Annotated in this window: 15 protein-coding genes; 4 read left to right on the top strand and 11 right to left on the bottom strand. The window is 52.7% G+C overall.

Annotated features, from left to right (window positions below; genetic code table 11):
* Positions 1-98: 98 nt before the first annotated feature.
* The 3 genes from ybiJ to RW65_RS02705 form a co-directional block, all read right to left on the bottom strand.
* Entirely contained in the window at positions 99-359 is a 261-nt protein-coding gene (gene ybiJ / locus RW65_RS02715; protein WP_039055122.1) for a DUF1471 family protein YbiJ, read from the bottom strand.
* Positions 360-644: 285 nt separating this feature from the next.
* Positions 645-911, bottom strand: a complete 267-nt coding sequence (locus RW65_RS02710) for a DksA/TraR family C4-type zinc finger protein (RefSeq protein ID WP_039055121.1) — start codon at positions 909-911, stop codon at positions 645-647.
* A 93-nt stretch (positions 912-1,004) separates the two neighbouring features.
* The gene (locus RW65_RS02705) at positions 1,005-1,619 is read right to left on the bottom strand and encodes a flavin reductase family protein (RefSeq protein WP_039055120.1); all 615 of its coding nucleotides are present in this window, start codon (positions 1,617-1,619) and stop codon (positions 1,005-1,007) included.
* A 97-nt stretch (positions 1,620-1,716) separates the two neighbouring features.
* Between RW65_RS02705 and rlmF the strand changes: the two genes are divergently transcribed.
* Entirely contained in the window at positions 1,717-2,652 is a 936-nt protein-coding gene (gene rlmF / locus RW65_RS02700) for a 23S rRNA (adenine(1618)-N(6))-methyltransferase RlmF (RefSeq protein WP_039055119.1), read from the top strand.
* Here the strand turns inward: rlmF and ybiO are convergent.
* From ybiO to rhtA, 6 genes are all read right to left on the bottom strand, one after another.
* Positions 2,642-4,879 (bottom strand): mechanosensitive channel protein, encoded by a 2,238-nt coding sequence (gene ybiO, locus RW65_RS02695; protein WP_039055118.1) that lies wholly within the window; start codon positions 4,877-4,879, stop codon positions 2,642-2,644. The two genes, rlmF and ybiO, sit on opposite strands and share 11 nt — an antisense overlap.
* A 120-nt stretch (positions 4,880-4,999) precedes the next feature.
* The gene (glnQ, locus tag RW65_RS02690) at positions 5,000-5,722 is read right to left on the bottom strand and encodes a glutamine ABC transporter ATP-binding protein GlnQ (RefSeq protein WP_039055116.1); all 723 of its coding nucleotides are present in this window, start codon (positions 5,720-5,722) and stop codon (positions 5,000-5,002) included.
* The gene (gene glnP / locus RW65_RS02685; RefSeq protein WP_039055115.1) at positions 5,719-6,378 is read right to left on the bottom strand and encodes a glutamine ABC transporter permease GlnP; all 660 of its coding nucleotides are present in this window, start codon (positions 6,376-6,378) and stop codon (positions 5,719-5,721) included. The genes glnQ and glnP overlap by 4 nt, the downstream gene beginning before the upstream one ends.
* Positions 6,379-6,459: 81 nt before the next feature.
* Complete coding sequence (glnH, locus tag RW65_RS02680; RefSeq protein ID WP_039055114.1) at positions 6,460-7,206, bottom strand: glutamine ABC transporter substrate-binding protein GlnH; 747 nt, start codon at positions 7,204-7,206, stop codon at positions 6,460-6,462.
* A gap of 362 nt (positions 7,207-7,568) precedes the next feature.
* Positions 7,569-8,072: a DNA starvation/stationary phase protection protein Dps gene (gene dps, locus RW65_RS02675; protein WP_039055113.1), complete on the bottom strand. Its 504-nt coding sequence runs from the start codon at positions 8,070-8,072 to the stop codon at positions 7,569-7,571.
* Between the two features lie 297 nt (positions 8,073-8,369).
* Positions 8,370-9,257 carry a threonine/homoserine exporter RhtA gene (gene rhtA, locus RW65_RS02670; RefSeq protein ID WP_039055112.1) on the bottom strand — a complete coding sequence of 296 codons (888 nt, stop codon included), beginning with the start codon at positions 9,255-9,257 and terminating at the stop codon, positions 8,370-8,372.
* A 356-nt stretch (positions 9,258-9,613) separates the two neighbouring features.
* On the opposite strand from rhtA, the gene ompX reads away from it, so the two are divergent.
* Positions 9,614-10,126 (top strand): outer membrane protein OmpX, encoded by a 513-nt coding sequence (ompX, locus tag RW65_RS02665; RefSeq protein WP_039055111.1) that lies wholly within the window; start codon positions 9,614-9,616, stop codon positions 10,124-10,126.
* Between the two features lie 64 nt (positions 10,127-10,190).
* Here ompX and RW65_RS02660 read toward each other — a convergent pair whose 3' ends face one another.
* Together RW65_RS02660 and mntS are read right to left on the bottom strand one after the other, a co-directional pair.
* Positions 10,191-11,777, bottom strand: a complete 1,587-nt coding sequence (locus tag RW65_RS02660; protein ID WP_039055110.1) for a phosphoethanolamine transferase — start codon at positions 11,775-11,777, stop codon at positions 10,191-10,193.
* Positions 11,778-12,055: 278 nt separating this feature from the next.
* Complete coding sequence (gene mntS / locus RW65_RS02655; protein WP_039055109.1) at positions 12,056-12,187, bottom strand: manganase accumulation protein MntS; 132 nt, start codon at positions 12,185-12,187, stop codon at positions 12,056-12,058.
* Between the two features lie 189 nt (positions 12,188-12,376).
* On the opposite strand from mntS, the gene mntR reads away from it, so the two are divergent.
* Both mntR and RW65_RS02645 read left to right on the top strand, forming a co-directional pair.
* On the top strand, positions 12,377-12,847 hold the full coding sequence (mntR, locus tag RW65_RS02650; protein WP_039055107.1) for a manganese-binding transcriptional regulator MntR: 471 nt from the start codon (positions 12,377-12,379) through the stop codon (positions 12,845-12,847).
* A complete protein-coding gene (locus RW65_RS02645; RefSeq protein WP_039055106.1) occupies positions 12,844-13,953 on the top strand; it encodes an anion transporter in 1,110 nt (369 codons plus the stop codon). The genes mntR and RW65_RS02645 overlap by 4 nt, the downstream gene beginning before the upstream one ends.
* The last annotated feature ends 80 nt before the right edge of the window (positions 13,954-14,033 follow it).

Genomic DNA, 14,033 nt, shown 5'->3' with positions numbered 1-14,033 from the left:
ACATTTCTGGACGGGCAAAACAGGGGTACAACAGGATCAATGAGGGTGGAGCACCCAGGCAGAGGGTTAATATGCCGGGGGTAAAACGCGGGTTCCGCTTATTTATAAATAACTGCGGTGCCACTCAGCTTATTGTGGCCAGCGGCAGAAATGATACTGTAGCCCGTTGCGCCAGCGGCCTCGGCTTTAGCCGCCAGTCTGGCTTCCAGCCCGTCCAGCGTGGTCGCGCCTTCTGCGGAAACCACACCGATTTTATTGGCATTTGCGGTCTGGGCCGCAGATAAAGGCTGCGCCGCAAAGGCACCGAAGGAGAGGGTGGAAAGCGCAATAGCGACAACAGCATATTTAGTGGTTTTCATGGTCAATCTCTCGCAGGTTATTCTGTTATTAAGACGTTGTTCCGTCGATGTGATAAGTATCACGGTTTTATTCGAGAGATAAAATCGAAGAGAATTGACAGCCTTATTCTAAAAAACTGAACAATAATTAATGCGTTGAATTTATTGATTTTTCTTGCCATCGCCGCTTCGTCTGCGCCCACGGGCGCATGATGAGCTGACACGCGGCACAATTTGCGACGTCCGGGAGACGATTGTGTGGATGTAAAGGCAACCGCTTTCGCCTGTTACAGATGTCAGGAAAGGTCAACGAAGCTGGCTGTCTTTTGAACCTCGGCGATTATATCCGGCAAAACTCGCGCTATGCGCATCTTTCTCCTGCTGGCAGGCAATGCATAAACGCACCCCCGGAATCGCTTTACGCCGGGCTTCAGGAATAGGTTCTCCGCACTCTTCACAGGTTTTCAAACTCTCACCAGAAGGTAAGCCGTTGCGCGCACGCGCCACCGCATCGTCAATGGTGCTGTCGATTTGTTGTTGTACCGCGCCATCATTCGCCCAACCAGAAGCCATCTTTTTTCTCCTCTATTAAACCCTAAGTATAGCAAATGGCCCGGTAACGCTTGCCGTTGGCCGGGCAGGGGACAAAGGGGGGCAGGAAAGAGGTTAACGGTTGTCCGGGCGTGTTAAATCGAAACGCAGAGTCTCATTAATAGCGTAATAGGCTGAAGGACCACCCGCGCGCAGCACCGGCTGTGCCTTTGCCGTCTGGTAGATACCGTTTTCTAGCAGGGCTTCATCAATATGTACCGCCACCACTTCGCCGAGTACCAGCCAGCTGTCGATAGCTGTGCCGTCCGCAGCGGTCAGTTGAATGCACTGGCTCAGGCGGCACTCAAAATTGACCGGGCTTTCTGCCACCCGCGGCGTTTTGACAATACGGCTCGCCGCAGGCGTTAAACCGGCGCGTAAAAACTCATCTTCGCCATGGGGCAACGAGGCCGAGGTTTCGTTCATCGGCACGGCCAGCTCGCGCGTGGTGAGGTTCCAGACAAACTCTTTGTTTTGGCAGATATTACTTACGCTGTCTTTCCAGCCGGTGCTGGCGAAGCCGATAATCGGCGGGCGATAGTTGAAGCAGTTAAAGAAACTGTAGGGCGCAAGGTTTCGTCTGCCTTCGCCATCCAGCGAGGCAATCCAGCCAATCGGGCGCGGGCCGATAATGGCATTCAGCGGATCATGAGGCAAACCGTGCCCTTTTGCAGGTTCATAAAAATACATAGCATTTCCCGAAGTGAACGACAGATTCTTCAGCCTCACTTATTTACCCGGCTAGCGTCAACGGGTATCTTACGCCGCAGCTCAACAGGAGAATGCCATGAATGCCCAAAAGCCGGGTTTGCACCCGCGTAACCGCCACCATAGCCGCTACGATCTCGACGCCCTATGCCTCGTCAACCCGTCATTGCGCAGCTTTGTCACCAGCAACCCGAACGGTGAGGCCACCATCAATTTTGCCGAGCCACAGGCGGTTAAAGCCCTGAACAAAGCGCTGCTGGCGCACTTCTATGGTGTGCTGGAGTGGGATATTCCCGACGGCTTTCTCTGCCCGCCGGTGCCGGGACGCGCTGATTACATTCACCATCTGGCGGATGTGCTGGCAGAAAGCAACGCCGGCCAGGTGCCCGCGCAGGCCAGCGTGCTCGATATTGGCACTGGTGCCAACTGTATCTACCCGCTGATTGGCGCCCATGAATATGGCTGGCGTTTCACCGGCAGCGAAATCGATGCCCAGGCGTTTGCCAGCGCCCAGGCGATCATCAATGCCAACCCGGGATTAACCCGCGCGGTGCGTTTGCGCCGGCAGAAAGATCCCGCGGCCATTCTTAGCGGCATCATCCATAAGAATGAGCAGTACGACGCTATTATGTGTAACCCGCCGTTTCATGACTCTGCGCAGAGCGCGCAGGCCGGAAGCGAGCGCAAGCGTCGCAATCTGGGCCAGGCGGCGAGCGACGCGGCGAACTTTGGCGGCCAGCAGCAGGAGCTATGGTGCGAGGGCGGCGAAGTGGCCTTCATCAGCAAAATGATTGATGAAAGCCAGCAGTTTGCGCGCCAGGTGCTGTGGTTCTCCTCGCTGGTGTCGCGCGGCGATAATCTACCGGAGCTTTACCGCCAGTTAACGCGCGTGGGGGCAGTTAAAGTGATCAAAAAAGAGATGGCCCAGGGGCAGAAGCAGAGCCGCTTTATCGCCTGGACATTTCTTGATGAGGCCCAGCGTTTACGCTGGGCACAGACACGCTTTAAAGGGTAGGTGCCGCCGGAGGCGGCGTGTTTGCCGGGGAAGCGGGCTCTGGCGCGCTGCCCGGCATCGGCAGCATCTGGTAGGTTTGCACCGGTGGGCGTACGCCCGCACTGTCGAAATGTTTCTTCACCATCGTGTCGAGGGCGAAACGCACGGTCCACTGTTTCAGGGGCAGGGTGGTAAAGGTCACGCGCAGGGTGAAGGCCGTATTGGTCAGCCCAACCAGCCCGGCAAAGTTTGGCTCGCCGATAATCAAACCGCGAATATCTTCCTGCTCCATCAGCTCCGCTACGGCATCTTTCAGCGCCTGATTGGCTTTCTCCGTCTGTTCATGGCGATCGACATCATAGTTCGCCACCACCGAGCCGATACCGCGTACAAAGTTAGCGAAGGTGGTAATCGATGACCACGGAATAATGTGGTACGCGCCGGTATCCTGGCGTACGCCAACGGAGCGAATCGACATGCGCTCCACGGTACCGGTCAGCGGACCAATCGTCACCAAATCCCCGGTGTTCATACCGTTTTCAAACTGGATAAAAATGCCGGTGATAATATCTTTCACCAGCGTTTGCGAACCAAAGGAAATCGCCAGCCCGAGCGCACCGGCCCCTGCCAGCAGCGGCGCGATATTCACACCAATTTCCGATAGCACAATCATCACGGTGATGGTGCTTATGATCACCGCCAGCGCGTTGCGAAACAACGTCAGCAACGTGCGGGTGCGGGCGCTGGGCAGCGGGCGGCCGTGAATATCCGATGCCAGTCGGTTTTCAATAATGCTCGCCAGTAACGTCCAGCCCACGGCGGAGAAAAAGAGAATCAGCGCAATGCGGATCAGAATATCGACGGTTTTCTCACCCGCACCGTAATTCAGCCAGTGCCAGACATCGAACAGCCCCCAGGCATTAAATAACAGCATAATAGTCGCACAGACCACCAGGATCCGCGCCGCTTTCAGGGAGGCAGACAGCCAGCCATTGAGTCGTTTTTGCAGCTCGGGATAGCTGCGCTGCACCTGCGGCGACAAGGTGATGGTTTTATTTAACCAGCGCGACAACACCCCGGAAAGAAACGCCGCAATGCTCAGAATAGCCAGCGTACTTAGCGACGCGCCCATCATAAATTTAAGGCTATTGCCCGGATCGAACAGGGAGAAGAAGAACAGCACAATAAAGTACGCGCTGGCGAGCCAGTGCCAGATAAGCGCAAAGGCGCGAATAAACAAGCTGAAAAAGGCCAGCGAGTTATCCGCCAGCACAATCAGGTTGTGTTGAATCTGCTTTTTATTATGAAAAATCAGGTAGAGCGCCCAAATGGTGATAAACAGCATGATCACCACGTTGGCCAGCGCGCCAAACTGCACGTTAATCTGGTTGGAAATAATGGGTACCGCGACCAGTAAACCATAGCCAATCAGGCTACTGAGGGCGCTAAGGCGCAAATGCCAGTAGCGGGCGGTCTCATCGCTAATGCGAAACGGACGCAGATCCGCAATCCGTGGGCAGAAGATGAGCCGCAAAATGGCTTTGAAAAATTCAATTAATGCAAAAGCATTCAGAAACAAGCGCTGCTGGAAGGCGATTGTGCTATTCCCGGCGTTCAGATTGCCGCTGAGAATTTGTCCGACAAACAGCGTTAGCGCCAGCAGCATCATATCGATAATAAACGCGCCGATAATCATCGCCGGCAGCTGCAACCAGTTGCTGCGTTCGCGGTTTTTGCGCCGTCCCCAGGCTCCCATTTTGCGATACAGCGGCCAAACCGCTAAACGCACTACAAACCAGAAGGCGAAAACCAGCGCTGCCAGCAGCAAAAAATGGCTGGCGGCATTGGTGAAAGTATGGGGGTTAAAGACTTTATGCGGCGAGCCGGTGATATTGCGATACAGCTGGGCAAAACGCGACGCCAGCATATCGCCGTAGTACTCGCTGACCTCGGTAACATTTTCCAGCACCGTTTTCTGCTCTTTCACCTCCGGCGGGGTGATCAGCGGCACCGGTTCCTTTGGCGGCGTGGTGGCGACTTTGCGTAACTGATCGATCAGCTCTTTGCGTGAATCGTCGTTTTCCAGCACGTCCGCAAGGGCGGCATAAGCGGCTTTTTTCTGTTCAACATTGGGTTCGCTGGTCTGCGCGGAGGGCTGAGGGCTGGCCGCCGTTGAGGTTATACCGGGTAGCGTCGCCGCCTGTAACGGTGCGCACAGCAGCCCAAGCAGCAGCAGGATCCACGGCATACGCTCCTCCAGTGAGAAAGTTCAGCAAAATGATAAGTATAGTGAGCGCAGCGAAGCCGCGATGAAATGAGAACAATCTGGAGGGAGATGAAAAGCCCCTCAATAGAGGGGCGGGAAAACTTAAGAGACGTGCTGCAAAAACTCCTGCAGGCGCTGACTTGGCGGATTTTCGATTAATTGCTGCGGGTTGCCATCTTCGGCGATGCGGCCCTTATCAATGAAAATCAAACGGGAGGCGACTTTCTCGGCGAAGCCGATTTCATGAGTCACAATCACCATCGTCATCCCTTCCTCGGCCAGATCCTGCATTACTTTCAATACTTCGTGGCGCAGTTCCGGATCGAGGGCAGACGTTGGCTCATCAAACAGCATCATTTTCGGTTTAACCGCCAGCGCGCGGGCAATCGCTACGCGCTGCTGCTGACCGCCGGAAAGCTCTGATGGATAGTGATGCGCGCGCTCGGCAAGACCGACTTTCGCCAGCAGCGCTTTCGCCAGCTTTTCCGCGTCCGCTTTGCTGGCACCGCGTACACGCAGCGGGCCGAACATCACATTTTCCAGCGCCGTCAGATGCGGGAAGAGATAGAACTGCTGGAATACCATGCCCGCTTCCTGGCGAATCAGGCGCTCGTCGACTTTCGCATCGTTAACTTTCAAACCGTCAACAATCAGATCGCCACTGGTAATCTCTTCCAGCTTATTAATGCAGCGCAGCAGGGTAGATTTGCCGGAGCCGGAAGGCCCGATAATCACCACCACTTCACCCTGGGTAATGTTCAGGTCGATATTATGCAGCACCTGGGTTTTGCCGAAGTGCTTGGAAACGTTTTTAAATTCAATCACAGGATTTTCATCCTTTTTTCAAGACGGCGAAGCACGATGTTCAAGGCCTGGGTAATGATCAGATAAATGACGCCGACGGCGGTCCAGATCTCCAGCGCGCGGAAGTTACCGGCGATAATCTCCTGGCCCTGTCGGGTTAATTCCGCCGCACCGATAACAATAAACAGAGACGTATCTTTGATACTGATAATGAGCTGATTACCCAGCGGCGGCAGCATACGACGCAGCGCCAGCGGCATAATCACGTGGCGAATGGTTTCCACGCGTGAAAGCCCCAGCGCCTGGCCCGCTTCGCTAAAGCCTTTATGAATGGACAATACGGAGCCGCGGGTGATTTCTGCAATATAAGCACCAGAGTTGATCATGATGGTGATCACCGCGGCGCTAAAGGTATCAATGCGAATATCGGGAAAGGCCATCGGCAGGGCGAAGTAGATGTACATCACCTGCACAACGATAGGCGTGCCGCGAATGACTTCGATAAATACCAGTGCGAGGTGGTTAGTAAACCAGCCGCCATAGGTACGGGCTAAACCGGCCAGCAGGCCGATAACGATGCCGCCAGCCAGACCCAGGAGCGAAATCCACAAGGTCATTTTGGCCCCGTCAAGCAAAAGCGGAATGGCGGGCCAGATGGCGCTCCAGTCAAACTGCATGATGTGTTCCTGTATACCGTGGTGTTTAAAAAAGCTTCGGAGGCGAAAGCCGCCTCCGAGGTTTAACGCGTTATTTTTTAATTATTTAGGTTCGCTACCGAACCATTTTTTGTAGATTTCGTTGTAGGTGCCGTTATCGCGCAGGGTTTTCAGTGCGCCGTTTACTTTCTCACGCAGATCGTCGCTGCCTTTCGGGAAGGCGATACCGTACTGCTGTGCTTCCAGCGACTCGCCTACGGCCTTGAACTTGCCGCTGCCGGCGGTTTTGATGAAGTAAAGGATGTTTGGCGTATCGTGCAGCACCGCGTCAGCGCGACCGGTACCCAGTTCCATATAGGCGTTGTCGATGTTCGGGAACTGGCGCAGATCTTTGGTTTTGATATTCGCTTTCGCGTAATCAACTGAACCGGTGCCGCTCTTCACTGCCAGCACTTTGCCATCGAGATCTTTCACGCTTTTAACGTCGTCGTTGTTAGCCTTAACCATCACCAGCAGGCCGCTTTTGTAGTAGCCGTCAGAGAACTCAATGGCTTTTTTACGCTCTTCGGTAATGGTGATCCCCGCCAGCGCGAGATCGATATTTTTAGTTTGCAGCGCCGGGATGATGCCGCTGAAGTCCATCGGCTTCAGTTCATAATCCAGTTTCAACTCTTTAGCGATAGCTGCCCACAGATCGATATCGAAACCAACGTACTGGTTACCCTGCTTAAATTCGAAAGGAACGAACGCCGTATCGGTTGCAACAACCAGTTTTTTATCGGCAGCCTGAGAAGAAACGGCAAAAGCAAGAGCCAGTGCAGCCAGGGAACATTTCAGTACAGACTTCATAGTTTTTCCTTTTGTAACCGGGGAGTGAACCCCTGCGAGATTGAACGCAGTATGAAAAAATCATGCCAGGTTTACAACTTATTGTTTTGCAAAGGCGAAGCTTTGACGGGAACCACAATAAATGTCGTAATTAAGCTGTTATGCACCATTTTGAGGCACTGATTTGGTGCATTTTTCCGATAGGGTCGGGAAATGCCACTATTTAGCGCAAAGCGTGAGGAGGAAACAATCAATTATTAACAATTTTGTGATGGGGTGATTACAAAGGGTTAACTTTGGCGGTGGGGAGGGGGAAACTTATGCACCATAAAAGTGCAAATCCCCGCGCGGGAGGCGCGGGGAGTATTGGTAAAACTTATGCCTTACTCAATATTAGACTCGATAAACCACAAGAATTGATCAAGGTCGCGTGAAGCAGCGGTAAAGATATCAGCGGTATCTTCATCTTTTGCTTCGCCAATCGCTTTGCGCACATCGTTAGCCACCACCGCGTAACGGTCGGCCAGCTCTTTTAAGTGATCCTGCACGCTGTGGATGTCCAGCGGGTAGCTTTTCAGCGCGGTTTTGCTGTTAATCACCTGCGTAGTACCCAGCGCAACGCCGCCGAGCTGTACGGCACGCTCTGCCATAGTGTCGAGATGGTTAACCAGCGCCGTACGGAAGCCGTCGAGCATTTCATGGACGGCAATAAAGTTAGCACCGCGCATATTCCAGTGGGCCTGCTTGGTGATCAGAGACAGGTCAATAAACTGGATAACCTGACGATTCAGCAATTCTACGGTCGCCATTTTATCGCTATCCGCTACATCGTTACGGGTATACAGCAGATTAGACGCCTTCGTTTTAACAAGTTTAGCGGTACTCATAATCTCATATCCTCTTGATGTTAGTGTCCCAATAAATTACCGGAACTAAGTATAGCACCAGATTTACGCTGCCAGTTTTGGCTGTGCCTATCAGTTCGATAGCGAATATAAAATATAGGAAACGATTTCGGCATGATGCAAGTAATTAAATGAATTATAAGATAATTCTAAGGATTTATAATTATGAGAATAAGAATAATTCTATTTAATGCAGGATGCGCTGAAAAGTAAGAAATAATGTCTGACGAAAACCGCAAATATTCGGCGTGCACATGTGCCCACGCCGAAAATAAATATTTAGCCAATATCGATATTTTTGACGCTAACTTCGCGACGCATCGTTAGCGTCGATCCCATGGAGGCAGTAATGATCGCCGCCAGCGCCAGTACCTGCTGCAGAGCCAGCGTTTCGCCAAGGAAAATCATCCCGGAAATTGCCGCCATCGCCGGTTCCATACTCATCAACGTGCCGAAGGTACGCGTTGGCAAACGGGTGAGGGCGATCATCTCCAGCGAGTAAGGCAGCGCGGTGGATAAAATTGCCACGGCGATGCCAAGCGGCAATACCGACCAGTGCCACAGCAGCTCACCCGCCTGAAATGCGCCAAGGGGGACAAAAATAATCGCTGCTATAAAAGAGCCCAGCGCCACCGTAGCCGGGCCATGATCGGCCCCGGCGCGCTGTCCCGTAAGGATATAAATCGCCCAGCAGGCACCGGCACCCAAAGCAAATGCGGCACCTGTCAGATCGATATGGACGACGTTTTTACCCAGCGGCAACAGATACCACAGGCCCAGCACGGCAAGAATAACCCAGATAAAATCCACCGCCCGTCTTGAGGCAAAGAGCGCGACTGCCAGCGGGCCGGTAAATTCCAGCGCCACCGCCACGCCCAGCGGAATAGTTTGAATAGAGAGATAGAACATGTAGTTCATCGCCCCGAGTGACAGACCGTAAAACAGCAACGGCAAGCGCTGTTCACGGGTGAAACGTAAACGCCAGGGTTTAAATATCACCGCCAGGATGAGCGTGCCGAGGGCAAGACGTAGCGCGGTAACGCCGGGAGCGCCGACCAGAGGGAAGAGCGATTTTGCAAGTGATGCGCCTCCTTGAATAGATATCATCGCCACCAGCAAAATGAGCACCGGCAACCATACCGGTAATTTACGAGATAACACAGGCATCCTTTCTCCCGTCAATTTATGTCAAATGAAGTAAAAAAGGCAGTCTACTTGAATTACACCCGGCTGGTTTAGCGTTTGTTGAAAAAAAACGCGGGGAAAAACCTTACAATAAGCGACATCTGATGGTTAATTAACCTGTCCAATTAGGATTTATCTGGATGAATGTGCCATTACATGCGCAGCATAATGGCGCGTTATGCGGGAAAACCTCTGTTTTTTGAACAAGTTGGTCAAGCGCGGAAACTTTCTGTTACATCAAATGGCGCGTTAGACCCCAATTCCTGCAAAGAGTTTCTTAACTAATTTTGATATATTTAAATGCGTAGGACTTACTTGAAGCACATTTGAGGTGGATTATGAAAAAAATTGCATGTCTTTCAGCACTGGCCGCACTTCTGGCGGTTTCTGCAGGTTCCGCAGTAGCAGCAACTTCAACCGTAACTGGCGGCTACGCTCAGAGCGACGCTCAGGGTATTGCTAACAAAACCAACGGCTTCAACCTGAAATACCGCTACGAGCAGGACAACAACCCGCTGGGCGTTATCGGTTCCTTTACTTACACCGAAAAAGATCGCACCGATAACAGCGTGTATAACAAAGCGCAATACTACGGCATCACCGCTGGTCCGGCTTTCCGCATCAACGACTGGGCGAGCATCTACGGTGTTGTAGGTGTGGGTTATGGTAAATTCCAGCAGACCGTAGACACCGCTAAAGTGTCTGACACCAGCGACTACGGTTTCTCTTACGGTGCTGGTCTGCAGTTCAACCCGATGGAAAACGTTGCACTGGACTTCTCTTACGAGCAGAGCCGTATTCGTAACGTTGACGTTGGTACCTGGATCGCAGGCGTCGGTTACCGTTTCTAATCGCTTCGGCGATAAAAAAATCCGCCCTCGGGCGGATTTTTTTTGCCTGCGATTCGGTGAATCGTTAGCGTTTGCCGGTATCGAAAAGATCCGTGGCGAGATGGTTGTAGTCAACTTTCTGTAACTTAAAGTTGGTAACGTAGACTGGCCCGGCTTTTTGCTCGGACATAAAGCGGTAAGAATTTTTTATCTGCTCGGCGGTAATGCCGGTCCACTGCGAAAAGAAGCTCAAAAAGTCATTCGCCGAACGGCGCGCTTTAATCACCCGATGTTTGGTATCGTCGCTGGAAAGCACCATAAACGGCACCTGAAAATTCTGCTGGAAGGTGTCGGCGTGCGCCAGATACTGCACCTCTTTCCCACGCTCTTTGATGGCCAGCCCGTGATCGGAGAAGTAAACCATCGAGAAACTCTCGCCGCTGCTCATCAGCTGCGAATAAACTTTACCCAGAAAATCATCGGTCTGGGTGATGGAATAGAGATAGCAGGAGGTCTCTTTTGACTGCACAAACTCGTTGTACTTACCGCCGGTCCGATCGCAAGCCTGCGGATGTGAGCCCATCAGATGCAACACAATCAGCTGCGGCTGCGAACGTTTGGTGCTTATCACCTGATTGGTAAGTTTTAACAGATCCTCATCATGGGTATTTTTGTCGGCTTCAAAATCGCCGTGTTTCAAAAACTGCACTTCATCCGCGCGCTTGGCCATACTGGCGATCGCGGTATCGTATTCGCCAAGCTGCCCCTGGTTTGAGAACCACCAGGTCTGAAAACCGGCGCGGTTCGCCAGCGTCACAAAGTTATCCTGATACTGCGGCTGGTCACCGAGCACGCGGTTTAACGTCAGCCCAAGAGACTTTTGCGTCGAGCCGCTGGCGGAAATATAGTCGGTAAACAGCGTACCGTTAACCTGGCTGGCGAACGGCGTGTTATTCCAGTGGCCGCCAAAGGCCCCCAGCGCGTCGCGCCGGGCGCTTTCGCCGATCACTACCACATAGGTATGATATTTCGGTTTCACTGCCAGCACATTCCACGTGTCTTTAACGCGGGAAAGCTCGGCCATATTGTTCTGCTCGGTTTTCACCACATAGTAGTTAAACGCCACATCGCGTACAAAACGCAGCACCGGTACGCCGGTATCAATAATTCTGAATTCGTAACCTTTAAAATGGTTTTGCACCGGGCCAATAAAATAGGAGGCGATACAAATAATCGTCCCCAGCGTATCCCATTTTATCCAGGGTACAGCAGGCGTCGTGACCCGACGACGCAGAGAAATAACGCCAAGCGCAAAAATAAACACGCCAATCACGTAGTGATACCACGGAAATATAGTCAGTATTTCCGTCGACTCTTCCATATTGGTCGACGTCAGCGCCAGCAGGGTATTAAAGTTCGGCGCGCCATAAGCCTGGCCGAAAGGGAAATAGCAGGCGGCAACCAGCGACGTTATGCCAATCACCGCTTTTTGTGCGCGCGGCGCATGTCGCCACAGCACCAGCAGGGCGCAGGTAAAAATAGCGGCATATAAAAGACTAAATTCGTACCCCAGAGCAGAGTTAATCAGCATTGATTGTAAAAAATAAAAACCCGTCCACGGGTTAAGCGTCTGGCTGCGAAAAGCCACGGATTCTTTAAGGATTATGCTCATTGATTACTGTCTTGAAAACGCCATGTGCTCACCCTGGCGCTAAGGGTCAAAACCTGCCGGACAGTGCGTGTGAAGAGGGAGGGGGTCCGCATCTGCGAGCCGCAATTTGTGCAGGGCAGCGCAAAGATAGAGCGATGCGCAACGAAGGTCAACAGGCGCTAAGGGGTTGTTTTGAGAGAATGCTTACAAATTGAGTAAAAAAGTCGGATTTTTGACAGGTCAAACAGTATGAAGGGGAAATGTGACAGAAAAATGAAGCGGCGCACCGCGACGCCGCATCAGTGAGTGGGTTTATCGGATTCCGGCTGGGGTTTGCCGTTGATCATATCGCACAGCATATTCAGCAGCATTAAACGGACTTTAAAGGGAGAGTGGCTAAACACGCTAATGCACCTCTTGAACTCATTCATGATTACCTCCTGCCATTTTCATCGCCCTTCGATCCATGAAAGGTGAACGCATTACATACAGATATAGCACAGGCTATGTTCCATAGCCATGGCTAAAACGTTAATTTTTTGTGCTGATTCACGGATAGTTTACAATGGCGCTTCTCTTATATGATGCTGCACAGGCCTTACTCCGTCAGAGGAAGCACAATGAACCATCGCGCAGGTAAGCACACAATAAAAAAAGTGACGCTGGTAAATGTTGAAGAGCACGTGGAAGGCTTTCGTCAAGTGCGCGAAGCGCATCGCCGCGAATTGATTGATGACTACGTTGAACTGATTTCAGACTTGATCCACGAAGTGGGCGAAGCCCGCCAGGTGGATATGGCCGCGCGGCTGGGGGTTTCACAACCGACGGTAGCGAAAATGCTTAAGCGGCTGGCAACGGTGGGCCTGATCGAACAGATCCCCTGGCGCGGCGTCTTTTTGACCCCGGAAGGGGAGAGGCTGGCGCAGGAGAGCCGCGAGCGGCACCAAATCGTAGAAAGCTTTTTACTGGTGCTGGGCGTTAGCCCTGATACCGCGCGCCGTGACGCCGAAGGTATGGAGCACCATGTGAGCCAGGAAACCCTCGATTGCTTCCGCCGCTTCACCCTGCAAAATGAGCAGCCGCCTGAATGACGTTGCCTCTTTTTCGCGCCCTGACGCGCGACCGCTTTCTGCATCTGTTAGTGATTATTGGTGTTGCGCTGAGCTTTTTTGTCCCCTTTGCGCCGAAAGCCTGGCCGGGGGCCATTGACTGGCACACCATCATTACCCTTAGCGGCCTGATGTTGCTCACCAAAGGGGTTGAGCTGAGCGGCTATTTCGATGTGATTGGCCGCCGTCTGGTGCGGCGTTTTCATCATCAGCGTCGTCTGGCAATGTTTTTGGTGCTGGCAGCTGCGCTGCTGTCGACGTTCCTGACTAATGATGTGGCGCTGTTTATCGTGGTGCCGCTGACCATTACGCTGAAGAAACTGTGCGAAATCCCGGTCAACCGGCTGATTATTTTTGAAGCGCTGGCGGTAAATGCCGGATCGTTATTAACGCCTATTGGTAACCCACAAAATATTCTTATCTGGGGGCGCTCCGGCCTCTCGTTCCCGGCGTTTATCTGGCAGATGACACCGCTGGCGCTGGTCATGCTCGCCACGCTGCTGCTGCTGTGCCGCTTCTGTTTTGCCAAAACCTCCCTCAATTACCGCAGCGGGACGCAACGAGCAGACTGGCAGCCCAGGCTTGTCTGGAGCTGCCTTGGTTTGTATGTGCTTTTTGTCACCGCGCTGGAGCTTAAGCAGGAACTGTGGGGGCTGGCGTTAGTGGCGGCGGGCTTTTTGCTGCTGGCGCGTCGGGTACTGGTAAGCGTGGACTGGACGCTGCTGCTGGTGTTTATTGCCATGTTTATCGATGTGCACTTGCTGATTCAGCTTCCGGCGCTGCAGGCGATATTAACCAGCACCAGCCAGCTTTCGCCGCCGGGCCTGTGGCTGACAGCGATTGGCTTGTCGCAGTTTATCAGTAACGTGCCAGCCACCATTTTGCTGCTCAATTATGTGCCGCCGGATACGCTGCTCGCCTGGGCGGCCAACATCGGTGGTTTTGGTCTGCTGCCCGGTTCGCTGGCCAATCTGATTGCGCTGCGCATGGCCAACAATCGTCGCATCTGGTGGCGCTTTCATCTCTACTCGTTACCGATGCTGCTGTGGGCCGCCGTGGTTGGATACGGATTACTCTTATTCAGATAGTGCTGATTTGTAATTTTATCCTGGAAAATGTATAGCTTCAGCCTAAGTTTAGTAAACGGCGCATCCCCCGCGCCGTTTTT

Source organism: Enterobacter sp. Bisph1, assembly GCF_000814905.1.
GTDB lineage: Bacteria > Pseudomonadota > Gammaproteobacteria > Enterobacterales > Enterobacteriaceae > Kosakonia.
The sequence above is the reverse complement of the archived record's forward strand: the minus strand, read 5'-3'. Positions and strand labels throughout refer to the sequence as shown.